Annotated in this window: 21 protein-coding genes and 7 tRNA genes; 8 read left to right on the top strand and 20 right to left on the bottom strand. The window is 59.0% G+C overall.

The window, feature by feature from the left end:
* Positions 1 to 597 precede the first annotated feature (597 nt).
* Positions 598 to 1122, top strand: a complete 525-nt coding sequence (luxS, locus tag ACWFVE_RS05080; protein ID WP_447528200.1) for an S-ribosylhomocysteine lyase — start codon at positions 598 to 600, stop codon at positions 1120 to 1122.
* Between the two features lie 88 nt (positions 1123 to 1210).
* Here luxS and ACWFVE_RS05075 read toward each other — a convergent pair whose 3' ends face one another.
* The 3 genes from ACWFVE_RS05075 to dcm form a co-directional block, all read right to left on the bottom strand.
* Positions 1211 to 1483 (bottom strand): hypothetical protein, encoded by a 273-nt coding sequence (locus ACWFVE_RS05075; RefSeq protein ID WP_447528199.1) that lies wholly within the window; start codon positions 1481 to 1483, stop codon positions 1211 to 1213.
* A 185-nt stretch (positions 1484 to 1668) separates the two neighbouring features.
* The gene (locus ACWFVE_RS05070) at positions 1669 to 2127 is read right to left on the bottom strand and encodes a very short patch repair endonuclease (RefSeq protein ID WP_447528198.1); all 459 of its coding nucleotides are present in this window, start codon (positions 2125 to 2127) and stop codon (positions 1669 to 1671) included.
* A gap of 75 nt (positions 2128 to 2202) precedes the next feature.
* Complete coding sequence (dcm, locus tag ACWFVE_RS05065) at positions 2203 to 3633, bottom strand: DNA (cytosine-5-)-methyltransferase (protein ID WP_447528197.1); 1431 nt, start codon at positions 3631 to 3633, stop codon at positions 2203 to 2205.
* 273 nt (positions 3634 to 3906) lie between these two features.
* Here dcm and ACWFVE_RS05060 point away from each other — a divergent pair, with 273 nt between their 5' ends.
* Positions 3907 to 5115: an MFS transporter gene (locus tag ACWFVE_RS05060; protein ID WP_447528196.1), complete on the top strand. Its 1209-nt coding sequence runs from the start codon at positions 3907 to 3909 to the stop codon at positions 5113 to 5115.
* A gap of 220 nt (positions 5116 to 5335) precedes the next feature.
* On the opposite strand, the gene ACWFVE_RS05055 is transcribed toward ACWFVE_RS05060, so the two are convergent.
* The 12 genes from ACWFVE_RS05055 to ACWFVE_RS05000 form a co-directional block, all read right to left on the bottom strand.
* Positions 5336 to 5423: transfer RNA gene (locus ACWFVE_RS05055), tRNA-Ser, on the bottom strand.
* 93 nt (positions 5424 to 5516) lie between these two features.
* Positions 5517 to 6020, bottom strand: a complete 504-nt coding sequence (locus ACWFVE_RS05050) for a YiiD C-terminal domain-containing protein (protein WP_447528195.1) — start codon at positions 6018 to 6020, stop codon at positions 5517 to 5519.
* 12 nt (positions 6021 to 6032) lie between these two features.
* The gene (locus ACWFVE_RS05045) at positions 6033 to 6593 is read right to left on the bottom strand and encodes a nitroreductase family protein (RefSeq protein ID WP_447528194.1); all 561 of its coding nucleotides are present in this window, start codon (positions 6591 to 6593) and stop codon (positions 6033 to 6035) included.
* A gap of 59 nt (positions 6594 to 6652) precedes the next feature.
* A complete protein-coding gene (gene queF, locus ACWFVE_RS05040; protein WP_447528193.1) occupies positions 6653 to 7486 on the bottom strand; it encodes an NADPH-dependent 7-cyano-7-deazaguanine reductase QueF in 834 nt (277 codons plus the stop codon).
* 15 nt (positions 7487 to 7501) lie between these two features.
* Complete coding sequence (locus ACWFVE_RS05035) at positions 7502 to 8275, bottom strand: ABC transporter permease (RefSeq protein WP_447528192.1); 774 nt, start codon at positions 8273 to 8275, stop codon at positions 7502 to 7504.
* Positions 8272 to 9234, bottom strand: coding sequence for an ABC transporter ATP-binding protein (locus ACWFVE_RS05030; protein ID WP_447528191.1), 963 nt, complete (start codon positions 9232 to 9234; stop codon positions 8272 to 8274). The genes ACWFVE_RS05035 and ACWFVE_RS05030 overlap by 4 nt, the downstream gene beginning before the upstream one ends.
* Before the next feature lie 382 nt (positions 9235 to 9616).
* A tRNA-Gly gene (locus ACWFVE_RS05025) sits at positions 9617 to 9691 on the bottom strand.
* A gap of 25 nt (positions 9692 to 9716) precedes the next feature.
* Positions 9717 to 9792: transfer RNA gene (locus tag ACWFVE_RS05020), tRNA-Glu, on the bottom strand.
* Positions 9793 to 9798: 6 nt separating this feature from the next.
* A tRNA-Gly gene (locus ACWFVE_RS05015) sits at positions 9799 to 9873 on the bottom strand.
* A gap of 23 nt (positions 9874 to 9896) precedes the next feature.
* Positions 9897 to 9972: transfer RNA gene (locus ACWFVE_RS05010), tRNA-Glu, on the bottom strand.
* A gap of 81 nt (positions 9973 to 10053) precedes the next feature.
* Positions 10054 to 10128 (bottom strand) — tRNA-Gly (locus ACWFVE_RS05005).
* Positions 10129 to 10150: 22 nt separating this feature from the next.
* A tRNA-Glu gene (locus ACWFVE_RS05000) sits at positions 10151 to 10226 on the bottom strand.
* Positions 10227 to 10657: 431 nt separating this feature from the next.
* On the opposite strand from ACWFVE_RS05000, the gene msrB reads away from it, so the two are divergent.
* The 4 genes from msrB (at position 10658) to htpX (ending at position 14463) form a co-directional block, all read left to right on the top strand.
* Positions 10658 to 11056 carry a peptide-methionine (R)-S-oxide reductase MsrB gene (gene msrB / locus ACWFVE_RS04995; protein WP_447528190.1) on the top strand — a complete coding sequence of 133 codons (399 nt, stop codon included), beginning with the start codon at positions 10658 to 10660 and terminating at the stop codon, positions 11054 to 11056.
* 97 nt (positions 11057 to 11153) lie between these two features.
* Positions 11154 to 12146: a ribosome biogenesis GTPase YlqF gene (gene ylqF / locus ACWFVE_RS04990; RefSeq protein WP_447528189.1), complete on the top strand. Its 993-nt coding sequence runs from the start codon at positions 11154 to 11156 to the stop codon at positions 12144 to 12146.
* Positions 12147 to 12177: 31 nt separating this feature from the next.
* Positions 12178 to 13440, top strand: a complete 1263-nt coding sequence (locus ACWFVE_RS04985) for a pyridoxal phosphate-dependent aminotransferase (RefSeq protein WP_447528188.1) — start codon at positions 12178 to 12180, stop codon at positions 13438 to 13440.
* Positions 13441 to 13560: 120 nt separating this feature from the next.
* Complete coding sequence (gene htpX, locus ACWFVE_RS04980) at positions 13561 to 14463, top strand: protease HtpX (RefSeq protein WP_447528187.1); 903 nt, start codon at positions 13561 to 13563, stop codon at positions 14461 to 14463.
* A gap of 5 nt (positions 14464 to 14468) precedes the next feature.
* Here the strand turns inward: htpX and ACWFVE_RS04975 are convergent, their stop codons facing one another.
* The 3 genes from ACWFVE_RS04975 to pdxB form a co-directional block, all read right to left on the bottom strand.
* Positions 14469 to 15416 carry a diguanylate cyclase gene (locus ACWFVE_RS04975; RefSeq protein WP_447528186.1) on the bottom strand — a complete coding sequence of 316 codons (948 nt, stop codon included), beginning with the start codon at positions 15414 to 15416 and terminating at the stop codon, positions 14469 to 14471.
* A complete protein-coding gene (locus ACWFVE_RS04970) occupies positions 15409 to 16500 on the bottom strand; it encodes a cobalamin-independent methionine synthase II family protein (protein WP_447528185.1) in 1092 nt (363 codons plus the stop codon). Before ACWFVE_RS04970 ends, ACWFVE_RS04975 begins: the two co-directional genes overlap by 8 nt.
* A 110-nt stretch (positions 16501 to 16610) precedes the next feature.
* Positions 16611 to 17756: a 4-phosphoerythronate dehydrogenase PdxB gene (gene pdxB / locus ACWFVE_RS04965; protein ID WP_447528184.1), complete on the bottom strand. Its 1146-nt coding sequence runs from the start codon at positions 17754 to 17756 to the stop codon at positions 16611 to 16613.
* A 66-nt stretch (positions 17757 to 17822) separates the two neighbouring features.
* Between pdxB and ACWFVE_RS04960 the strand changes: the two genes are divergently transcribed.
* The gene (locus ACWFVE_RS04960) at positions 17823 to 18104 is read left to right on the top strand and encodes a hypothetical protein (protein ID WP_447528183.1); all 282 of its coding nucleotides are present in this window, start codon (positions 17823 to 17825) and stop codon (positions 18102 to 18104) included.
* Here the strand turns inward: ACWFVE_RS04960 and rlmKL are convergent.
* Positions 18101 to 20371 (bottom strand): bifunctional 23S rRNA (guanine(2069)-N(7))-methyltransferase RlmK/23S rRNA (guanine(2445)-N(2))-methyltransferase RlmL, encoded by a 2271-nt coding sequence (gene rlmKL / locus ACWFVE_RS04955; RefSeq protein ID WP_447528182.1) that lies wholly within the window; start codon positions 20369 to 20371, stop codon positions 18101 to 18103. The two genes, ACWFVE_RS04960 and rlmKL, sit on opposite strands and share 4 nt — an antisense overlap.
* A gap of 354 nt (positions 20372 to 20725) precedes the next feature.
* On the opposite strand from rlmKL, the gene rmf reads away from it, so the two are divergent.
* Positions 20726 to 20935 carry a ribosome modulation factor gene (gene rmf / locus ACWFVE_RS04950; protein ID WP_447528181.1) on the top strand — a complete coding sequence of 70 codons (210 nt, stop codon included), beginning with the start codon at positions 20726 to 20728 and terminating at the stop codon, positions 20933 to 20935.
* A 92-nt stretch (positions 20936 to 21027) separates the two neighbouring features.
* Here rmf and ACWFVE_RS04945 read toward each other — a convergent pair whose 3' ends face one another.
* Entirely contained in the window at positions 21028 to 22041 is a 1014-nt protein-coding gene (locus ACWFVE_RS04945; RefSeq protein ID WP_447528180.1) for a quinone-dependent dihydroorotate dehydrogenase, read from the bottom strand.
* Positions 22042 to 22126: the final 85 nt, after the last annotated feature.

Below are 22126 nucleotides of genomic sequence, written 5' to 3'. Positions count from 1 at the left end.
AATTTTATCTTGTACACGTCTTGGCCTTGTTCTATAGTCTGTAGTGTTCGCGGTAAGGAAACCGCTTCGCGAAGGATCGCTCGTTCAGGAAGAACGATATCATTCAAGGAGTGAACGTACTCAGGATGAGTACTTAGCGTTCAAGGACGAAAAAAGCTCAAGGTAGAGCGTTAAAATCTCAAGGAAATGAGAAGCTCAGGAAGAGCAGGCAAAATACACGGATGGTCACCAGAGGCAACGAAAAAGCACCCTTTCAAAGGGTGCTTTTTCGTATGTATAGGTTGGGAGCGGCGGGCTGCCCACCGTATGCGCTCAATGGGAGCGACGGAAAATAACACAGCGCCTGTTAGGTCCTTATAGGTCCCCTTGGCAATGGTGGGCGTGCGCAAAGCGGCACTTTGCACTACGCTAAAGAAGTCTAACCACCTATCAGGAAAAGAAAATGCCTTCTACCACCGCCATCGTTGTTATCATCGTCGTTATTGCCGTACTGGGTATTGGTTTTAGCGGCGTGTTGCCTTTCTAAGCACCCATACTACTCAGACGGGCTCACGGGCGCCAGGCGCCCGGCTTTCCATTGATGACACAGGAGCTCCCATGCCCTTACTCGATAGCTTTACCGTCGACCATACGATTATGAACGCCCCGGCGGTTCGCGTAGCGAAAACCATGAACTCCCCCTCCGGCGACACGATCACCGTGTTCGATCTGCGCTTTAACAAGCCCAACGCCGAGATGATGGGAGAAAAGGGCATTCATACGCTGGAGCACCTGTTTGCCGGCTTCATGCGCAGCCACTTGAATGGTGACGGCGTCGAGATTATCGATATCTCCCCCATGGGTTGCCGTACGGGGTTCTACATGAGCCTTTTGGGTAGCCCTTCGGAAGAAAAGGTCAGCAATGCCTGGCTTGCCTCCATGCACGACGTGCTCAATCTCGAGCGCATGGACGAGATTCCCGAACTCAACGAGTACCAGTGCGGCACTTACACCATGCACTCCCTCGACGACGCTAAAAGCATTGCCCAGGACATCGTCGATAAGGGTATTGGCGTCAACAAAAACGACGATATCGCGTTAAGCGCCGAGCGCCTGGCAGAACTGGGCAACGACGTAAAATAGGTAGCCCCGTACCACGAAAAAGCCCCGCTATCGCGGGGCTTTTTTATGCGGTGCCGAAATGAACGGCCCGCTTGACCTCAACACAGGATTAGAGCTGCGCGTCGAGCCACTTCTTCACTGCGAACTGATCCTGAGAGCCTGCGGGCAGCTCGTCGCGAATCAGCTCTTCACCCTTATGCAGCGCCGTGATGGGCGCCGATGCGGAAAGCACCATGTTCAGCATATAAAGCACTTCGTTACCCTGCTTGGGGTCGAACGAGGTGCTTTCTTCCGGCTCACCGCTGACCCGCGGGTCGTTACCGGGGATATCGTCCCATTGATAGTGGTCCAGGCTCAGGTTGATACGCTGAAAGTCCGCCATTTTATACCTCGATCATCCAATGAATGTTTTTGCTCCATTACAACCGGCCGTTTTTCATGGGCCGCGTTGTCAACCAGCTGTATTAGCGTAGCAAAGATATGAGATTTCGCGCGGTAAAACCCGACGTTTCGATGCCTGAAGACAGGCGGGGCAAGGCTTTAACAGGCAAACCATAGCGCGGTTATTCAATCCCTGACCCGCGGCGGCTTCTCGGGCCACTCATTCAACGAAATTTCGCCCTCGATGGCGTCGATCACTTCATCGAATTGATCCGCGCAGTGCTTGAACCCGCACTCCCAGACCACGATGACCCGCCAGCCCAGGGCCTCGAGCTCAGCGCGTTTACGCGCGTCGCGCTCCACGGTCTCGCCCAGCTTTTGCTGCCAGAACGTTTTTTGACTCGCCGGCGTCGTCGCGTAAAAGCAGCCATCGTGCCTGTGCCAAAAACAGCCGTTCACGAACAGCGCCACCTGATAAAGCGGCAGTGCGAGATCCGGCTTGCCAGGCAGCTCTTTGGAGTGCGCCTCAAACGATATATAGCGCTTTTCGAGCTCGCTCTGAACGAACCGTTCCGGGGCGGTATTCTTGCCCTTGATGGAAGCCATCATTTTCGATCGCGTAAAACGATCAACAATGTCCGTCATGGCGCTGCTCGGCAGTGAGGTTTATGGAGTGACACGGGCGCTCGGTAAAAGTGCCCGAGGCGTCTCGATCAGTCTCTACGCTTCTTTGTTTTTATCTTGCTCAATTTCGACAGCGGCAAGAATTCGCGGCTCCATCAACCTGGCGACGGCTTCGAACACCGGCACGACGACGGAGTTGCCAAACTGGCGGTAGGCCTGGGTATCCGACACGGGAATGACGAAGTGGCTATCACCGGGCTTATCAAAGCCCATCAGCCTGGCACACTCCTGAGGCGTCAAACGCCTGGGCCGATACTGCTGGTTGGCATCGCTGTAGAAATCCTGGCCTTGATCGAAGCCGCGATCCACCAAAATTTCCGAGCCATCCTTGTGGTAACGCGCGGAAAGAGTACGGGCTACATCATGATGGCGGGTGAGGCCAAAGCCGAAGCCGTTACCCTTCTCGCGATGCTTTTGCGCGTATTTATAAAGATACTCCCAAAGCTTCGGCGTCAGGATGTATTTGTCATCCACTTTCGCATCGAGAATATCCCCAAAGGAAGGCGGCTTCTCAGGGTACATGTTGGCGATGTCTTTCAGGGTAAAGCCTTCATGCACGTTCAAATCGCGCCGAAAGCCCACCAGCACGATCCGCTCGCGGTGCTGCGGTATGAAGTGTTTGGCATCGATGATCTTCGGGTCGCGCCCCTTGGGTGCATCGACGTCGGCCACCTCATAACCAAGCTCATCGAGCGCCTCACAAATCACCCGAAAGGTTTTGCCCTTGTCGTGGCTTTTGAGGTTTTTCACGTTCTCCAGCAGAAAAGCCGCGGGCCGCTTGGCCGCTAGAATCCGCGCCACATCGAAGAAAAGCGTGCCCTGGGCGTCGCACTCGAAACCGTGCTTGCGGCCCAGCGAGTTCTTTTTCGATACCCCGGCCAGCGAAAACGGCTGGCAAGGAAACCCGGCCAATAACACGTCGTGGTCCGGCACCTGCTGGTCGATGTGCTGGTAAGCGGTGTCTTCATCGATCTCGAGGTTCGCGCTCAGGGTGATCTCGCGAATATCCTCGTTGAAGCGGTGCTTTTGCGGGTCGCAGAAGTGGTTGGCCTTATAGGTGCGAACGGCGTATTTGTTCCACTCGGAGGTCAGCACACACTCGCCGCCAATCGCCTCGAAGCCTTTTCTGATGCCGCCGATGCCGGCGAACAGATCGACGAAACGAAACGCGGGCTTGAGGTCGTTGGCCTTGGGCGTGGGTAGCATAGCGATCATGCGCCGGTAGGCGGCGTGGGTGACCCGAGGCTCGGCCTTGCCTTTCGCCCAGCGGTTGATGGTTTCCCGACACCAACTGCCTTTATCGACTTCCGCCAGCGCTTCGGCGATGGTTCGCTGGTCGTAGATTTCCAGAAGCCTATCCAGCAGCGCCTTCTCGTCAAGCGCCTCATAGGGCGACACCCCGGCGCCCATCGGGGCCTGGGTAGCGTGTGAATCGGTTTCTTTGTCGAAGTCGGAAAGCAGCGCCATGGTTTTTCTCTGGGTCAAGTGTGTGACGAGAGGTCACGATTGTAGACGCGCCATACGCTATCCGCGAGGCTTTTAAGGCAAAGCTGGCTAGCCTTCCGCCTTTTCCCGTTGGCGTATCAGGCTAAAAATCCGTTACGAACCAGTGGTCCCAGCCAATCGGCCTAAGCCATTGTAAAACCTACCCTGGCGCCATAGGCTATTAAAACAGCATGCTCTTATATGCCCCTCAATAAGACGCCCCTCTATCCAACAAAACGAACAGAAGAGCCCAACATGACTGAGTTGGCCACACGCCATAGCTCGCGTAACACCCATGTATTGACGATTTTCACAGCGGTAACGAACGTTGGCGACGGCGTACTTAAAGTCGCGCTGCCCGTCATAGCCACCACCCTCACGCAATCTCCCCTGCTTGTATCACTAGTCGCCGTGTCGATGACGCTGCCCTGGCTATTGGCAGCGCTTCACGTGGGCGTGGTGGTCGACCGGATGGACCGGCGACGGCTGCTATGGGCTTCAAGCATCGTTCGATTGGGAATTCTGGCCGGCCTATTGCTAGCCGCTCTCTACGGCTACCTGGGGCTGGCGGTGCTGCTCGCGGTAGGTTTATCGCTGGGTATGACGGATGTTCTCACTCAGCTCTCGGCCTTCGCCCTGGTGCCGGATGCCGTGGGCAAAGCGGACCGCGAGCGGGCCAATGCATGGATGACGGGCGCCGAAACGGTATGCAACGAGTTTTTGGGTCCACTGATCGGCGGCGCTTTGATCACTGTCTGCACGATCTACGCGCTAATGGTCGGGCTGGGCAGCTATGCCAGCGCCGGTGTGGTCCTCTGCCTGTTAGTCGGCATCGCGAGCGTGCCTCATCGCCAAACAGCGAGTCGAACATCGATGCATCAGCAGATCGCCGAAGGCATCGCTTATCTTTGGCATAACAAGGTGCTGCGCCTAATGGCACTGACACTACCGATCATGTCGGCGAGCTGGGCCGCCTGGTTCGCCCTGATGCCTCTTTATGCAAGCCAGGTCATGGAGATTGATGCCGGCACCTATGGCTTCATGGTCAGCGCCCTGGGCGTGGGCGGCATCATGGGCGCCATACTGGCACGGCCGCTGAATCGATTGCTGGGCCGAAAGCCGGTCATGGTGCTCGATATCGTTGGCACCATTCTTCTCGTCGGGGTTCCAGCGCTCACCTCCGAGCTTTGGCTGATTTCCCTGGGCGCCTTCCTTGGCGGCCTTGGCGGCACTTTATGGGCCGTTAACTCTCGAACGATCAGCCAGCAACTGGTCCCGTCCCACCTCTTGGGCCGTTACAGTTCGGCGGCACGAATGCTTCAGTGGGGCGCCATGCCGCTGGGCTCTCTACTCGCCGGCGGGCTGGCCGAATATTTCTCTATCGAGTTTGCCCTGGGCGTGTTCTCGATCGCATCCTTCTTGCTGATCCTGCCCTTCTGGACACTCTTTAGCTACCGGGAATAGTTTAAAGTCACTTCCTACCCACCCCGGGTTCGACCCTGCCAGCGCTCTCGCTCTACCAGCCAAGCGTAAGGATGTATGAAGTGCTGGACAAAGAGTCAGCAAGGAGTCGCACCTAAGGCGTCGTGGAGCTCACAGAAAGCCTGCAGGGCGTTCGAATGTGGGGAAAGTCGTCCAAACAAAAAAGCCCGCTGATCGAAATCAGCGGGCTTTTTAAATTCTTTGGCGGAGGGGGAGGGATTCGAACCCTCGAAGCCTTGCGGCTTACACACTTTCCAGGCGTGCTCCTTCGACCACTCGGACACCCCTCCGCATTTTTCGCTCTTGGGTAAGGCGCTGCCTTTCCCTATAGAACGGCGCGTATTCTATGCGGTAAGACGTTAAATGGCAAGTCTTTTCCGCAATCAAGCCAGAACTGCGTAGGTGCCGGTGGCTTGAAAGCAGAGAACGTCGTGGCAATAAAGCTCTTGCGCCAGCGCGATACGGCCCTTGCCGCGGGCTCCAAGGCGCTCGGCAAGCTCCTCTGCCCCTTCCGGTTTGGCGGGTTTGCAAATGAGGCGATAGTCGTCGATCACCGGGGCTAAAAACTTCTGGCTGGCATCGGCCACCACGACGTCGCGGGATAGGCCCTGCTGGCGAAGCCAGAGTGTGACCCAGCACCACCCCTGTAGCGTGGCCTGCGCGGTTAATGCCCCGCCAAAGCCGGTGCCCTTGTCGTTGAGCGAAGGCGTTAGCGCAAGCTCCCAAAGCAGATGGCCGTTACTTTGGCTCATCTGCTTGAGGCCGAGGGATTCGACCATGGGAATCGCCTCGGTCAGCCACTGCTGAAAGGCGCCAAGGTCTTCTCTGCCCTGCTCGGGAAGCGCTAACCGAGGGTAAGGAAGCCCGGGCTTACGTGATTTGCTCATGCGCCCGGCTCCCTAGCTCCAGCGCTCGACGAAGTTAGCGGTGTCGTGCTGCGCCAGCGGCTTGTGACGGCCACCGAGGGTGCCCAGGTAGATAAATGCCACGACCTCGTCGTCTTCCGCCAGGCTCAACCCTTTACGCACGACCGGATCAAACGCGTACTTACCGCTACGCCACATCGCCCCCAGCCCCAAGGCATGAGCGGCCAGCAAGATGCCGTGGGCGGCGCAGCCCGCGGAAATCACCTGCTCCATTTTGGGCACTTTGGGAATATCCGGCGTGACGCTTGCGATGACCGCGATGATCATCGGTGCGCGCAGCGGCTTTTGGCGGGCGGCGCTCAGGGTGTCGTCCGTAGCGCTGGGGTCTTCCTGGAACTCCGCCTCGGCAAATAGCTCGCCCAAACGCTCGCGCCCTTCTCCACTGAACTCGATGAATCGCCAGGGGCGAAGCTCCTGATGGTCCGGCGCGCGCAGCGCCGCCTGATAAAGTGCCTCGAGCTGCTCAAAGCTTGGCGCGGGCTCGGTGAGCTTACCCATAGAGCTTCGCTCGTGAAGAAGCGTCAATGCATCCATACTACGGTCCTTGGGTTGGGCCTTGAGGGGGCGTTAGCGCCCTACTCTAGCGCAATGCCTTACTGCCTTGCCAGACGCAGCGACCCGGGCGGCGCCATTCCCGGCGTTGCCCGCCAGGGGCTGATATCCAGCCCGCCGCGGCGTACGTAGCGTGCCAGCACCAAAAGCTCGGAAGGCCCTGTACGCTGCTTAAGGTCGGTGAAGATGTGCTCTACGCAGTGCTCGTGGAAATCCTGATGCTGACGAAAGCCGATCAAGTAACGCAAAAGTCCTTCGCGATCGATTTTGGGGCCCTTGTAGCGAACCATGACGCTGCCCCAGTCCGGCTGGCCGGTGACCGGGCAGTTGGATTTTAGAAGATGCGAGTAAAGCGTTTCTTCGACCACCTCGGTGCCCGCGCTTAAATGCTCGGCGCTCGGCGTGTAATCATCGACGGCGATATCCAGATCGTCGAGGCACTCGCCGGGCAAGCGTGAAGGCGTGAGAGCCTGATCATCTACCTCGAAAAGCTCAACGCCAACGGCTGCCCCGGCCACGCGGGAAAGATCGCTGGTCAGCACCTCGGTTACCGCCTCGCGGCTCTCAAAACGGGTCTGGTTGAAGCTATTGAGGTAAAGCTTCCAGGACTTGGATTCGATCAGGTTGGGCGAGCTTGCGGGCAGCGTAAACCTGGCCACCGCGACCACGGGCTTGCCCCGCGCATTGAGCCAGGAGACCTCGAAGGCGTACCACTCGTCTGCCCCCGTGAAAGGCAGCGCGGCGTCATCGATGCCTAGCGGCGCGCGATTGGCGGCGCGGGCAATGGCAAAGAGCAGGCCCGCATCGTACTGCTGCGGGTAGGCAGAATCGCGCCCCAGGGGCGCGTGTTCCAACATATCCGGGCGATGTGCCATGGAAGACTCCTTCGATTAGCTGCGAATACCATGACCGCGCTCGAGCATGGTCAGCGCAACGCCAAACAGCACGACGATGAACGCAAAAATCGCCGCCAGCGCCCAAACGACCGGGATGTCCGACACGCCCAGAAAGCCATAGCGGAAGACGTTCACCATGTAGAGAATCGGATTCAACATGGAGATACTTTGCCAGATATCCGGCAGCATCGAGATGGAGTAGAACACCCCGCCAAGATAGGTCAGCGGCGTGAGAATGAAGGTCGGCACGATCGAGATATCATCGAACTTGTTGGCCAGTAGCGCGTTGATGAACCCGCCAATGGAAAATAGCGCCGAGGTCAGCACGACAACCAGCACGGTTAAAAGTGGATGCTCGACGCTCAACCGGGTAAAGAACAGCGAGACCACGGTGACGATCAGCCCCACGCCCAGGCCCCGGGCCATGCCGCCCAAAATGAAGCCGGAGAGGATCACCCAATTGGGCATCGGTGAGACCATCATCTCCTCGATCGAGCGCTGAAACTTGTTGGAGAAGAAGCTCGAAGCAACGTTGGAGTAGCTGTTGGTGATCACCGACATCATGATCAGCCCAGGGACGATGAAGTCCATGTAGCTAAAGCCGTCCATCGCGCCGATGCGCGAGCCGATCAGGTTACCGAAGATGATGAAGTACATCGCCATGGTAATGGAAGGCGGCAAGAGCGTTTGCGGCCAGATGCGTGTAAAGCGCTTGATCTCCTTGACCACCAGCGTCCAAAGCGCGATCAGGGTTTGGGTCGCATTCATGATGTCGCCTCCGGGCTGCGCTTTTCATCGATCGGGTTTTGGCTGCCTTCCACCATCGACACGAACATCTCCTCCAGGCGGTTGGCGCGGTTACGCATCGAAATCACGCTGATGCCCTGGGCGCTTAGCGCATCGAATACCGTATTGAGCGACTGGCCGCGCTGAATGGCCAACGAAAGCTGAGAAGGCTCTACTTGCTGGATCTCGAAGCCGTCTATTTCGGGTATGCGCTCGATGGGCGCGGCCAAATCGAGCAGGAAGGTTTCGGTATCGAGCTCACCCAGCAGTTCGCGGACGCTGGTGTCGCGCACTATTGCACCGTCATTGATGATGGCGATGTTACGACAAAGGCTCTCCGCCTCTTCCAGGTAGTGCGTGGTGAGAATGATCGTGGTGCCCTCGTCGCGATTGAGGCGACGCATGTATTCCCACATGCTGCGGCGAAGCTCGATATCGACCCCGGCGGTCGGCTCATCGAGAATCAGTAGTTTAGGCCGGTGCATCAAGGCGCGGGCGATCATCAAGCGCCGCTTCATGCCGCCGGAGAGCATCCGCGCGCTGCCGTTGCGCTTGTCCCAAAGCCCCAGGTCGGTCAGAAGTTGCTCGGCGCGGGGAAGCGCTTCGCTGCGCTTCATGCCGTAGTAGCCCGCCTGGGCCATGACGATATCCAGCACTTTCTCGAACTGGCTAAAGTTGAACTCCTGGGGTACCACGCCAAGCTGATACTTGGCCTTGGCAAAGTCCTTATCGATGTCGATACCAAAAATGGACACCTTGCCTTCGGACTTTTGCACCAGCGAGCACACCACGCCGAGCGTGGTCGACTTGCCGGCGCCGTTCGGCCCCAGAAGCGCAAAAAAATCGCCCTGTTGGACGTCAAGATCGATGCCTTTGAGGGCGTGGAAGCCGTTGCCATACACCTTGGTAAGGCCACGGATAGACAATGCCGGTTCGGCCATGGAATGTCCTGTCAGCAAAAGAGGGGGCAAAAAAACGCTAGAGGCAACCATATCGGGGCACGAGGCGCTTTTTTCAAGCCACTGTTTTCAAGCTCCTGTGCCACGCGCGGCGCTATTAAGAGGCGGGCGGGCAGAAGTTAGCGAAACTACCCGCGTTCGTGTCCGTCAACGGCCCGGGCGCGGCGCGCAGTGTAGAGAGATAGGCAGGTACGACTGTATAAACCGCGCGCGCAGCAAAACGCCGCCAATGGGCGGTAGATAAAATAACTGGATTAAAAAGACGTAAAAGAGATCGAAGGATCTAAATTGGAGCGGGAAAAGAGATTCGACCGGGCTGGCGCTCCAGCTCTCGACCGGCACTTGCTTGACTACACTACCAAATTGGAGCGGGAAAAGAGATTCGAACTCTCGACCCTCGCCTTGGCAAGGCGATGCTCTACCACTGAGCTATTCCCGCTTAATACTGGCAAGTTGCAGCGAAATGGCGTCCCATAGGGGGTTCGAACCCCTGTTACCGCCGTGAAAGGGCGGTGTCCTGGACCACTAGACGAATGGGACACGTCTTGGAGCGGGAAAAGAGATTCGAACTCTCGACCCTCGCCTTGGCAAGGCGATGCTCTACCACTGAGCTATTCCCGCTTCACATATTTTCGCAATCGAAGTGGCGTCCCATAGGGGGTTCGAACCCCTGTTACCGCCGTGAAAGGGCGGTGTCCTGGACCACTAGACGAATGGGACACGTCTTGGAGCGGGAAAAGAGATTCGACCGGGCTGGCGTTCCAGCTCTCGACCGGCACTTGCTTGACCACACTACCAAATTGGAGCGGGAAAAGAGATTCGAACTCTCGACCCTCGCCTTGGCAAGGCGATGCTCTACCACTGAGCTATTCCCGCACTCCGATACCTGACGATGAAGTGGCGTCCCATAGGGGGTTCGAACCCCTGTTACCGCCGTGAAAGGGCGGTGTCCTGGACCACTAGACGAATGGGACGTTTCATTGCCTCGTCGAGGTGGCGCGTATATTACTCAGAGGAGGTTTTTATGTCAAGCCACTCATCGTCAATTTGACCTTTTCCTTTTCAGCACAGCGCTTTGGGCTGCGAACGGTCGTGCAACCAATCAGGGAAAAAGCCGGTATCGAGCGCACCTGGCAAGACGCAGCCTACTCCTTGACTTCTTACTCTTACTTCTTAACTCTACTCTTAGACTTTCTCTACACGCTTCTTTACCCACTACCCATCGGCTACTTCAAACAACGACGCGTGCTGTGCTCGCCGCCTCTGTTTGGGTAAGCGCCGCTTATAGCCTAAACTGAACCTCATACCGCCGCTGGTGGTCTGATATAAGCCGTCGATCGAGTCTTCTCGATTAACGGGCGAGAATTTTTTCACAGTTGTACGTCATACATAAAGGGAGGCGCCCATGGCCAAAATCGATAAATCGCCGGAGCAGTGGCGCAGCGAGCTAAGCGCCGAGCAGTACCGGGTGGCGCGGGAGAAAGGCACAGAGCGCCCGTTCACCGGTGATTACCAAGTCAGCGACGAGCAAGGTATCTATCACTGCACCTGCTGCCACGCGCCGCTTTTCGAAAACGAGCACAAGTTCGATGCGGGTTGCGGTTGGCCAAGCTTCGACCGCCCGCTGGGTAGCCGCAGCGTAGAAGAGCACAGCGACACGAGCCACGGCATGACGCGCACCGAGGTCGTCTGCTCTCATTGTGACGCCCACTTGGGCCACGTCTTTCCGGATGGTCCGCCGGAGTCCACGGGTCTTCGTTACTGCATCAACTCTGTATCGCTTGAGTTTCATCCCAACGAGTAAGCGCGCCTGAGCTTCCCGGCACGCCCCGACGGGCTGGCATTCTGATAGAATGGCAGCCCGTTTTTTTGCCTCACGTTTGAGCTCGTAGGAGATACCCATGCTCGGCTGGTTTCCCGGACACATGAACAAGGCCCGCCGCCAGATAAAGGAAGCGCTGCCGGAAATTGACGTGGTCATCGAGGTCCTCGATGCGCGCCTGCCCTACTCCAGCGCCAACCCGATGCTGGCCGAGCTAACACGCCACAAGCCGGTGCTGAAGATTCTCACCCGAGCGGACCTGGCCGACCCCGCGCGCACCCAGGAGTGGGTCGACTACTTCGATGCCCAAGCAGATACCCGGGCGCTGGCGGTGACCACCACGCAAAGCCGCGAGCTCAAGCAGATTCCCGCGCTTTGCCATACCCTGGCCGGCGCCGTACGCGCCGACCGCGACGTGCGCGTGATGGTGATGGGCATTCCCAACGTCGGGAAATCCACGTTGATCAACGGCCTGGCCGGGCGCAAGATCGCCAAGACCGGCAACGAGCCCGCGGTAACCAAGCGCCAGCAGAAGGTACGTATCGACGGACGCGTAGCGCTGATCGACACCCCCGGGGTGCTGTGGCCCAAGATCGAAGACCAGGCAAGCGCCTACCGCTTGGCCGCCAGCGGCGCGATCCGCGATACCGCCATCGAGTATACCGATGTCGGTATCGTCGCCAGCGCCGAGCTTGCCAAGCGCTACCCCGAGGCGCTCACCGCACGCTACAAGCTCAAGGACTTGCCCGTTTTCGAGGCGCCGGAAAAACCCCAGGACGTGGACGCCGACGGCCCGGCGCGGCCGGACTTTCTCGCCCTGGCAGGCTTTGACGGTCACGCGATTTTAAAAGAAATTGCCGCCAAACGCGGCGGGCTGCGCGCCGGTGGTGTGGTCGACCTGCACCGCGGTGCCGAGGTGCTGCTGCACGAGCTGCGCGACGGCAAGCTTGGCCGTATTACGCTGGAAACGCCGGACGACATTCCCGTCACGCCTTTGCACGATGACGCCGAGATTGACGCAGACAGCGAAAGCCCCTCAGCGCATAATGGCGAACGACCTATTGACCGCTAACCCTACTGATCAAGGTAGTTTGGGACACTTCATGGATACGCCGCAGCCTGTAGAATCGCAGCCCTCAGAGCCCCAGCCGCTCAAGAAATCCCACAAACTGCATAATGTCTGCTACGACATCCGCGGGCCCGTTCTCGACCACGCCAAGCGCCTGGAAGACGAAGGGCAACGGATTTTGAAGCTCAATATCGGCAACCCCGCCCCCTTCGGGTTCGAGGCGCCGGAAGAGATTTTGCAAGACGTGATGCGCAACCTGCCCACGGCGCAAGGCTACTGCGACTCCAAAGGGCTCTATTCGGCGCGCAAGGCGATCATGCAGGAGTGTCAGCGCAAAAATATCCCGGGCGTGGGGATCGAGGACATCTATATCGGCAACGGTGTTTCCGAGCTGATCGTGATGTGCATGCAAGCGCTTTTAAACGATGGCGACGAAGTCCTGATCCCCGCGCCGGACTACCCGCTTTGGACCGCCTCGGCCCACCTTTCCGGCGGCCACGGCGTTCATTACCGCTGCGATGAGCAGGCCGACTGGACGCCGGACATCGCCGATATTCGCGCCAAGGTCACCAGCCGTACCCGGGCGATCGTACTGATCAACCCCAACAACCCGACCGGCGCGGTCTATCCTCCGGAAGTCGTCAAGGAAGTCTTGAAAGTCGCCCAGGAGCATCACCTGGTGGTGTTCTCGGATGAAATCTACGACAAGATTTTGTACGACGGCGTCGAGCATACGGCGACCGGGGCGCTGGCCGACGACGACCAGCTCGTGATCACCATGAACGGGCTTTCCAAAAGCTACCGCTGCGCCGGGTTTCGCTCGGGCTGGATGACCATTTCCGGAACGCTTGCCAAGCAGCGCGCCCGGGATTTCATTCAGGGGCTGACCATGCTCGCCTCGATGCGCCTGTGCGCCAACGTACCCGCCCAGCACGCCATTCAAACTGCGCTTGGCGGCTACCAGTCGATCAACGACCTGGTACTGCCCGGCGGGCGGCTGCTGGCCCAGCGCGATATTACCGTGGAGAAGCTCAGCGCGATCCCAGGGGTCTCCTGCGTGACGCCCAAGGGCGCGCTCTATGCCTTTCCCCGCCTCGACCCGACGATCTTCAACATCAAGGATGACCAGCAGTTGGTCCTGGATTTGCTACTCCAGGAGAAGATTCTGCTGGTCCAGGGCAGCGCCTTCAACGCGCCGGATACCGATCACGTGCGTATCGTCACCCTGCCCTGGGCGGACCAGCTCGGCGACGCCCTAGACCGTTTCGCCAACTTTTTATCCCGCTACCGCCAGTAAGGCCATGAAACTGCCGGGCAGCAAACGACTCTAACAGCACGGTTTTAGACATCGCCTGAAACCGTATCGAAAAACCGTTTTAAAGACTTGATTCGACAAGCCTAAAGGGAGAGAACGACGATGATGCGTATCATGCTGTTTCTGGCCACCAACCTGGCGGTGGTGCTGGTTGCAAGCTTTACGCTGCGCCTGTTTGGCGTGGAGGGCTACTTGCGTGGCCAGGGGATCAACTTTACAAGCCTCTTGCTGTTTTGTTTCATCATCGGCATGGCGGGTTCGCTGATCTCACTTTTGATGTCGAAGTGGCTAGCCAAGCGCTCGACCGGCACCGTACTGATCGAATCGCCTTCTAATTCGACCGAGCAGTGGCTGGTGGACACCGTCGCCGAGCTTTCCCGCGAAGCAGGCATCAAAACCCCGGAAGTGGGCATTTTTCCCGCCCAGCAGTCCAACGCCTTCGCCACCGGCTGGAAGAAAGACGATGCGCTGGTCGCCGTTTCGGCGGGGCTTTTGAACCGTATGCGCCCGGACGAGGTCCGGGCGGTACTGGCCCACGAAATCGGCCATGTGGCCAACGGTGACATGGTGACGCTTGCGCTGATTCAGGGCGTGGTCAACACCTTCGTGATGTTCTTTGCTCGCGCCGTGGCGCACCTGCTCGACGGCTTTTTGAAAAGCCGTGGTAGCGAAGGCGGCCTCGGCTTTATTGGCTACTTCGCGGTGGTCATGGTGGCAGAAGTCGTATTTGGTCTGATCGCCTCGGCGATCGTTGCCTGGTTTTCCCGCTTTCGCGAATACCGTGCCGATGAAGCCGGGGCGCGGCTGGCCGGCGCCAGCGCGATGGTCAACGCGCTAACGCGTCTGAAAGCCGAAACCGAAATGCCCGACCAGATGCCGGACACCATGCGCGCCATGGCCATTACCAAGGGCCAGACCCGCTCGATGATGGAGAAACTCTTCGCCAGCCACCCGCCTCTGGATGAACGCATTCGCGCGCTCAAAGAAGCCGCCTACCGTCAGTAGCGCGGTCAAACGAAGGGGGTGTAAAGCGCTGAGCGTGCACACCCCCGGCCGGCGGCCTTGGCATCGTAAAGCAGCTGGTCGGCGGCTCTTATCAGTAAAGACGCTTCGCCTCCCTCCATGCGCCGCGCGGTGGCCACGCCCAGGCTGATGGTCACGATCGGCGCTACCTCTGAGCCTATATGAGGAAGAGCCATCGCTCGAATGGCCTTCTCGAGCTCTATTGCCTTGCGCGTGGCATCGGCCAGGTCAGTGGCCGGCAAAAGACAGGTAAACTCCTCGCCTCCGTAGCGCGAGACCAAATCTCTGGGGCGATTCAAATGCGCTTTTATGGTCGAGGCAATGGCTTTAAGACACTCGTCGCCGGATGGATGACCGTAAATGTCGTTATAGCGCTTGAAGAAATCGATATCGATAAAGAATACCGACAACGGCAGTTCATCCTTTTGACAACGCTGCCACTCGATATTGAGAAGTTCATCGAAATAGCGCCGGTTGGCAACGAGCGTTAACCCGTCCTGCAGCGCAAGCTCAAGCAGCCGGTGGTTCTCCTGTTCACGCCGCTTGAGTACGGCGGCGGAAATCTGCAAAACCGTCGACCTTAAAAGCTCCGTACTTTCGTCTTCCATGGCGGGGTGTAGCGGTGGCGTGTCCCGATTACTTTGGGCAATACGAAAAACGTGACCATTAGCCCCCGGGTGCTGGGTGACCCGTATCGATCGGCGGCTATTGATATATTCAAACGCCGGGGGCGGCTCCCCGTACATGGTCCAGGACAGGTCCAGCGCCCGCTCGGGAAGCAGGCAGGCGGCGCTAATGGCGCGCGCACTGACCCCGTGGTCAAGCAAGGCGGCGGCCTCGGCAAACTCTTCCGTAAATCCCGAGTTCCAATCGACCAGTCCACCCCGGTCATCGAAAACCGCGACGCTTTGGTTAAAAGCCTCGGGTTTACTCATGCAGTTCGCCGCGCTGCAGTTCTAGCCGCTCGGCTGCCAGCGCCGTCCCCTCCACGCGCGCGCGAATTTTGGCAAAGGCGGTTTCCCGGGGTGTCGAAACATCGTCGCAAAACGGGGAAAATCCGCAGTCGTCGGTGGTACCCAGCTGCGCCAGAGGGATGAAACGGGCCGCTTGCAGCACACGCTCGCAAACCTCCTCGGCGGTTTCGATGTGCGGGCTGTTGACATCGATTACCCCGATAAAGGCGCGCTGCCAGGGTTTCAAATAGCGCGCGATGATTTTCAAACTGCGTTCCGGGTCTTTTTCCGACGCCATCGCGATATAGAAGTTACCGACCTTGAGTTCGAAAAGGCTCGGCAAAAGCTCGGCGTAATCCACGTCAGCGCTATGGGTGGCGTCGTGATCGGCACCAGGGCAGGTATGCACGCCAAGGCACTGGCGCTCTTCATCGCTAAGGCGCGCCAGCACCCGGTTGTTGAGCTCGATAAAGCTATTGAGTACGCTGCCGCTGGGGTCGAGCTTGAGCGAAAGGCGTCCTTCGGTAAAATCGATCTGTACCTTTTGGGCGCCCGCGGCGAAGCAGCCGCGTATCTCTTTTTCCTGCTCATCGACCAGGTCATCGAGGAACGCTTCGCGGCTGTAGCCCTCGATCCCATCGGCAGGATAGAAAAGACTCAACGCCGATACCGAAATAATCGCCTGCTTCATGGGCAGCTCGGTATGGAGTCTGGCCATCGCCAGGGAATCGGCGGCGGAGAAAGTGTAGCGAAACGGGCCATTGATCAACCGCGGTAAGCGGCGGACATGGCCATCGCTAAAGGGAATCTCGAGGCCATCGGAGGCAAAATTATCGCCCCCTTCCACGGAATAAGTCGCAAAGCTATGGGTCTTGCGCTGCTCGCCGTCGGTAATCATGGGCGAGCCGGTGGCCTCGAGCTCGCGCATCGTCTGCTGAACGGCTTCGTCATAAAGGGCATCCATGACCGCTGCGCCGATTTCGCCGGCATCGAAGCGGTGCTGTGCCTGAATCAACTTATTCAAACGGGGTATGCTGCCAATGGGTTCTGTCGGTAACGTCGTCATTGATTGTCCATCACCTTATTGTACTCAGTTTAATTTTTAGTTGATTTCAAGTACGTTGCCCAGTCGGTTGGCAGGCTTTTGCCCGTTTGATGCTTTAACGTTACAGCCCATCATGCCGTCAGTACGTTGAAGCCTGCTCCTCGCAGCATGCCCTCGAGCGCTAACGCCTCGCCGGATAGCCTCACCTGAAGCGTGGCAAATTCGCGGCGTAGCGGATAGTTCGCCCGGCAGGCATCGAATCCTTTTATCACGCCCTCCTTTCGTATCGCGTAGGCCAGCGCCTCATGATCGCGGCGAACATCGTACACAGCCCGTATACACAACCGTAGCGCATCTTCGGGGGGTAGCGCTCCTTGCAGCGTTATCGCCGCCAAAGCCGGTGACGGGCAGATGTCACTGAACGCCGGGCCATCGGCGCTCTCTAGATACTGCGAAAGCGCCCGTTCGATCATCCAGGTGCCACGCAGCTTCCCATCCAGACTGTGACCGGCAATGTGCGGCGTTGCCAGCGACACCCGCGCGCAAAGGTCCATGTCGATGGCGGGTTCGTTCTCCCAGACGTCGAGCACCGCCGTCATATCGCCACGCTCGGTAAGCCGTTTGGCGAGCGCTTCGCCGTCCAGGCAGTCGCCACGGCCGGCGTTGATCAGCACCGTGCCCGGGTTGAGCGCGCCGAGTCGCTTGCCACCCAGCAGGTGATGAGTGGCGTGCTCGCCCTGGCGGACAAGGGGCGTGTGCAGGCAGATCACATCGCTTTGCTCGATCAGCGTATCGAGATCCACGAAACCACCGCCGCCCTCCCGCTTTGCCCGCGGCGGGTCGCACACCAGCGGCGCAAGTCCCAGCGCTTTCAGCCGCTCGACCAGTCGCCCACCTACGTTACCCGCCCCCACTACGCCTACGCGGCGCTTTAAAAGCGGCCAGCCTTCGCGCTCGGCCAGGGTCGCCAGGCTGCTCAATACGTAGTCCACCACCGCCTCGGCGTTGCAGCCCGGGGCGCTTGAAAAGCCGATGCTGCGCTGGCTCAAATAATCGAGATCGATATGGTCCACGCCGATGGTACAACTGCCCACAAAGCAAAGCGGGCTATTCTGGATGAGCGCTTCGTCGACCCGAGTGATCGAGCGCACGATCAGCGCATCCGCATCGGCCAGGTCCTGGGATGTAATATCGCGACCGGGCCGGCGTGTAATCGTGCCCAAATGGCCAAAGCAGGCCTCAGCAGCGGGAATGTTGGCGTCAATGACAAGTTTCATAGGCGTTTGCGCGTCCGGCCTTTACAATATGCGGGAAAAAAGCGTTGTGGTTCAAAGGAGAGTGTTGTGATCGTACGCTGGGAAACCGACCATGACTATGTCCTGGTGCATATTCATCAGGACATGTTCGGCGACTGGATTTTTAGCCGCGCCTGGGGGCAGATCGGCACCCAGTTTGGTGGGTTGAAGCATCAGTTGGCCGACACCCGCGAACAGGCGCAGATGTGGCTCGATGACGAGGCCACCATTCAGGCCTCGCGGGGGTTCGATAAAGTGCTGGAGGCCGCCGACGATACGCCGGAGGCCCAGGACGCCATGCGCCAGCTCTCGCTACTGGATGCGCTTTAAGCCTTGTGGCTAAGCGTGAAGACGTGGTGCAGGTTCGTACGCCGGGCAAAATCCGGGTCGAAGGTTTTGCCGGTGATCTCTTCCACCTGGTAGCGCTCGCTAACCGCCTCATCGAGCTTGAAGCGGCGCTGGTTGTTGGAAAACACTAATGTGCCGCCGGGGGCCAGCCGCGCCATGGCAAGCTCGATCAACCGCGGATGATCGCGCTGAACATCCAGGGTGTCGCGCATCTTCTTCGAGTTGGAGAAAGTCGGCGGATCCATAAAAATCAGATCGAAGCGGGTATCCGCGTTTTCCAGCCAGCGAAAACAGTCCTCGCGCACCACCTTGTGGCGGCGCAGATCGAGATCGTTCAATACGAAGTTGTCTTTCGCCCACTCGAGATAGGTGTTGGACATATCCACGCTAACGCTATCGCTGGCGCCGCCGAGCGCGGCCTGCACCGTCGCCGTGGCGGTATAGCAGAACAGATTCAAAAAGCGTTTACCCGTGGCCATTTCGCCGAGCATCCGCCGTACCGGGCGGTGATCGAGGAAAAGCCCGGTATCCAGGTAGTCGCGCAGGTTCACCCATAGCCGGGCACTGCCCTCTCGAACCTCGAAACGCTCGTTACTGGCATCCCGCTTTTGGTACTGGGCGCTACCGCTTTGACGCTCACGACGCTTGATATAGATATCGGCCGGGCGAACGCCCAGCGCTTCGGGCAGTACCTCCAGCGCATCGAAAAGCCGCTTCTGGGCCTGGGCGGCGTTGACCGTTTTCGGTGCTGCGTACTCCTGCACGTGCACCTTGCCGGCGTAGCGGTCCACCGCTAGCGCGAACTCCGGCATATCGGCGTCGTACACGCGATAGCAGGTTTCACCGCTTTGCTTGAGCCACTTTTTCAAACGCTTTTGGTTCTTGGCCAGCCGGTTGGCAAACATCCGGGCGTTTTCAGAAACGTGCCTTTCGGTTGCGGCTTCAGTGGCCTTATTGGACGCGTCCTCAGGAGCACGGCCCTCGCTCGGCCCGCCCTCTTCGCTACCCTGCGGGCCGGCCTCGCCCTCGCTTCCCGATTGAGCGCTGCGCGGGGGTGCTTTGCCTTCGCCAATGGCCATCAGCAGCAGCTTGGCATCCAGCGCGCCGTTTTTCAGCGCGTACTGCTTGTGGGCGCGAAGACCGAGCCGGTGACCAAGATCCGGGTTGCCGGTAAACAGCGCAAGCGTCCAGCCCGGGAACAGCGCCTTGGCTTTATCACCAAGCGTGGCGTAAAGGCCCACCAGCTCGGGTAGCTCGCCAAGCCGCTCGCCATAAGGCGGGTTGGTGATGAGTAGCCCGCTTTGGCCCGTTAACGCCTCGGGGCGGCTCAATTTATTCAAACTCTGCCCGTCGAGCTCGATCAGTGCGGGCACGCCGGCGCGCATGGCGTTGGCCCGGGCCGCGGAGAGCGCCGCCGGGCTCTGGTCGAAGCCGTAAAGCGTCGTTTTGCAGCGCTTACGTCCGATCGAGGCACGCGCCTCGGCTTCACGCTTGAGCTCCTGCCAAATAGCCGTGTCGTGGCCCGCCCAGCCCTGAAACCCGAAGCGCTGACGGTGAAGGTTCGGCGCCTGGTCGGCCGCCATTAGCGCAGCCTCGATCAAAAGCGTCCCCGAGCCACAAAGCGGGTCGACCAGCGCCTCGCCCTGTTTGGCGCGCTCGGGCCAGCCTGCGCGCACCAAAAGTGCAGCGGCCAGGTTCTCCTTGAGCGGCGCGTGGCCGACCTCCTTGCGGTAGCCTCGGCGGTGCAGGCTGTCGCCGGAAAGATCGATACCCAGCGTCAAATTCGACCGGTGCAGGTGGGCGTAAAGACGCAAATCCGGCGCTTTGGTGTCCACGTTGGGGCGCGCAAGCCCGGCCAGCGCCAGCGAATCCACCACCGCGTCCTTGACCGTTTGCGCCCCAAACCGGGTGTGGCGAATCTGCTCGCTGCGCCCGTGAAAATCGACCGCCAGGGTTTTACCCGACGCGATATGCGACGGCCAGCTCACGGCAAGCGCCCCGTCGTATAGCTCGGCGGCGCTTTCCACCAGCGGTGTGCGGCCAAGGATCAAAATGATTCGATTGGCAAGCCGGGACCAGAGGCAGGCGCGGTAGGCGCAGGCCAGGTCGGCGCTAAAATAGACGCCAGCGACCGTGGCCTTGCAGCCACCACCTCCCAGGGCTGCGAGCTCCTCCATGAGCAGGCTTTCGATGCCCTTGGGGCAGGTCGCTAAAAAATCCAACGGGGCGTTTTGGCTGGGCTCGGTCATAAGTCTGGCCGCGCGTAACCGCGCGAAATTCCTATATATGGCAAATGTATTTACATTAAATGACAATTTTGGGTCGACAGCGGCCCCAATCATGGGCTAACAATAAGACAGTAGCTACTGAAAACGCATGCGTAATCTGTCAGGGTTTATAGCCGGGCAAATTATTGCCTCAAAGGTTTCACTTTAAACCCATGGCTTGTCGGGATTGAATGGCCGCCGTTTCGCACGTGAGTGCCAAGCGCTTGGCAGCTGATCAAACTCGCTCTTGAAGTAAGCTCCGAAACGGCGGCCGGCCACTCTTCTCACTCCGGCATACCGTTTCATACCCAAGGCTTTCATAAAAGAGGTCAGCCAATGAAACGACAAAAACGTGATCGCTTCCAGCGGGCGTATGTTCATGGTTATAAAGCGGGGGTTTCGGGTCGCTCCCGGGACGATTGCCCCAGTCAAGAGGTCAATTTACGCGAGTACTGGATGAGCGGTTGGCGTGAAGGTCGCGGCGACCAGTGGGACGGTATGACCGGCGTTTCCGGTATCCACAAAAACCCCATGGTCACCACCTGACGATTCCCCCTTCAAAAGCTAATTGAACCGATCGAGCCCGCTCATTTTAAGCGGGCTTTTTCATGCCTTGCGCTTACTCGCAAGCGCCATTCCTACCCTTGGGCTATCGCCTTGGCACAGCGGCGTACCAGGCCCGGGCCTTCGTAGATGAGCCCGGAGTAGAGCTGTACCAGGTCCGCGCCAGCGGCGAGCTTTTCTCTGGCCTTTTTCGGGCTGTCGATACCGCCGACCCCGATGATCGGCAGCGACGGCAGATGCTCGCGGAGTGTGCGAATGACGGCGTTGGAGGGCTCGAACACCGGACGACCGGATAGCCCGCCGGCCTCTGCGGCGTGGGCGTGGCCTTCGACCGCCGCGCGCTCCACGGTGGTGTTGGTGGCAATCACGCCATCAAAACCATTGTCCGTGATACTTTGCGCCACCAGGGCGATTTCATCGCTGCTCATATCCGGGGCGATCTTGATCAAAAGCGGCACCTTGCGCCCGGCCTCCAAATTCAGCACGTTGCAGCGCTCGCGAATGGGTCCGAGCAGCGCATCGAGCTGGGCTCCGAACTGTAGCGTACGAAGCCCCGGCGTATTGGGCGATGAAACGTTCACGGTGACGTAGTCCGCCACGCCGTGCACCGCGTCCAGGCAGACGAGATAGTCCTCCAGCGCCCCATCCACCGAGGTGGTGAGATTCTTGCCGATGTTGACGCCCACCAGCCCCGCATAGCGGCGCTTTTTGACCTGCTCGACCAGGTGAGCCACCCCCTTGTTATTGAAGCCGAAGCGATTGATGAGTGCGCCGTGTTTGGGCAGGCGAAAAAGCCGCGGCTTGTCGTTGCCCGGCTGGGACTTGGGTGTGACCGTGCCGACTTCGACAAAGCCAAACCCCAGCGCCCCCAGCGCATCCAAATGGTCGGCGTTTTTATCGAGCCCGGCGGCCAGGCCTACCCGGTTGGCAAAGCGCAGGCCCATCAGCTCGACCGGGTCACTTACCGTGCTGCCGTACAATTTTTCCACTCCGCCGGCCTTGTGGAGCGCATCCAATGCGCGAAGCGTGAGGCCGTGGGCATTTTCAGGGTCCAGGCGGAACAGCAGCGAACGGGTAAGCTGATACATCAAGGGCTCCAGGCGGGTATGGGCGGTAAGCATCGAGGGCGGGCGGCGATTATAACGTAAAGCGCCAGCGGGCGCAGGGCCGCGC

It is taken from the genome of Vreelandella mediterranea (genome assembly GCF_970647075.1).
This window is presented reverse-complemented; position numbering and strand designations above follow the sequence as displayed.

Excerpts from the sequence above, each read along its gene's own strand:
- luxS (WP_447528200.1), top strand. The coding sequence starts at position 598 with ATGCCCTTACTCGATAGCTTTACCGTCGACCATACGATTATGAACGCC.
- ACWFVE_RS05075 (WP_447528199.1), bottom strand. The coding sequence starts at position 1,483 with ATGGCGGACTTTCAGCGTATCAACCTGAGCCTGGACCACTATCAATGG.
- ACWFVE_RS05070 (WP_447528198.1), bottom strand. The coding sequence starts at position 2,127 with ATGACGGACATTGTTGATCGTTTTACGCGATCGAAAATGATGGCTTCC.
- dcm (WP_447528197.1), bottom strand. The coding sequence starts at position 3,633 with ATGGCGCTGCTTTCCGACTTCGACAAAGAAACCGATTCACACGCTACC.
- ACWFVE_RS05060 (WP_447528196.1), top strand. The coding sequence starts at position 3,907 with ATGACTGAGTTGGCCACACGCCATAGCTCGCGTAACACCCATGTATTG.
- ACWFVE_RS05050 (WP_447528195.1), bottom strand. The coding sequence starts at position 6,020 with ATGAGCAAATCACGTAAGCCCGGGCTTCCTTACCCTCGGTTAGCGCTT.
- ACWFVE_RS05045 (WP_447528194.1), bottom strand. The coding sequence starts at position 6,593 with ATGGATGCATTGACGCTTCTTCACGAGCGAAGCTCTATGGGTAAGCTC.
- queF (WP_447528193.1), bottom strand. The coding sequence starts at position 7,486 with ATGGCACATCGCCCGGATATGTTGGAACACGCGCCCCTGGGGCGCGAT.
- ACWFVE_RS05035 (WP_447528192.1), bottom strand. The coding sequence starts at position 8,275 with ATGAATGCGACCCAAACCCTGATCGCGCTTTGGACGCTGGTGGTCAAG.
- ACWFVE_RS05030 (WP_447528191.1), bottom strand. The coding sequence starts at position 9,234 with ATGGCCGAACCGGCATTGTCTATCCGTGGCCTTACCAAGGTGTATGGC.
- msrB (WP_447528190.1), top strand. The coding sequence starts at position 10,658 with ATGGCCAAAATCGATAAATCGCCGGAGCAGTGGCGCAGCGAGCTAAGC.
- ylqF (WP_447528189.1), top strand. The coding sequence starts at position 11,154 with ATGCTCGGCTGGTTTCCCGGACACATGAACAAGGCCCGCCGCCAGATA.
- ACWFVE_RS04985 (WP_447528188.1), top strand. The coding sequence starts at position 12,178 with ATGGATACGCCGCAGCCTGTAGAATCGCAGCCCTCAGAGCCCCAGCCG.
- htpX (WP_447528187.1), top strand. The coding sequence starts at position 13,561 with ATGATGCGTATCATGCTGTTTCTGGCCACCAACCTGGCGGTGGTGCTG.
- ACWFVE_RS04975 (WP_447528186.1), bottom strand. The coding sequence starts at position 15,416 with ATGAGTAAACCCGAGGCTTTTAACCAAAGCGTCGCGGTTTTCGATGAC.
- ACWFVE_RS04970 (WP_447528185.1), bottom strand. The coding sequence starts at position 16,500 with ATGACGACGTTACCGACAGAACCCATTGGCAGCATACCCCGTTTGAAT.
- pdxB (WP_447528184.1), bottom strand. The coding sequence starts at position 17,756 with ATGAAACTTGTCATTGACGCCAACATTCCCGCTGCTGAGGCCTGCTTT.
- rlmKL (WP_447528182.1), bottom strand. The coding sequence starts at position 20,371 with ATGACCGAGCCCAGCCAAAACGCCCCGTTGGATTTTTTAGCGACCTGC.
- rmf (WP_447528181.1), top strand. The coding sequence starts at position 20,726 with ATGAAACGACAAAAACGTGATCGCTTCCAGCGGGCGTATGTTCATGGT.
- ACWFVE_RS04945 (WP_447528180.1), bottom strand. The coding sequence starts at position 22,041 with ATGTATCAGCTTACCCGTTCGCTGCTGTTCCGCCTGGACCCTGAAAAT.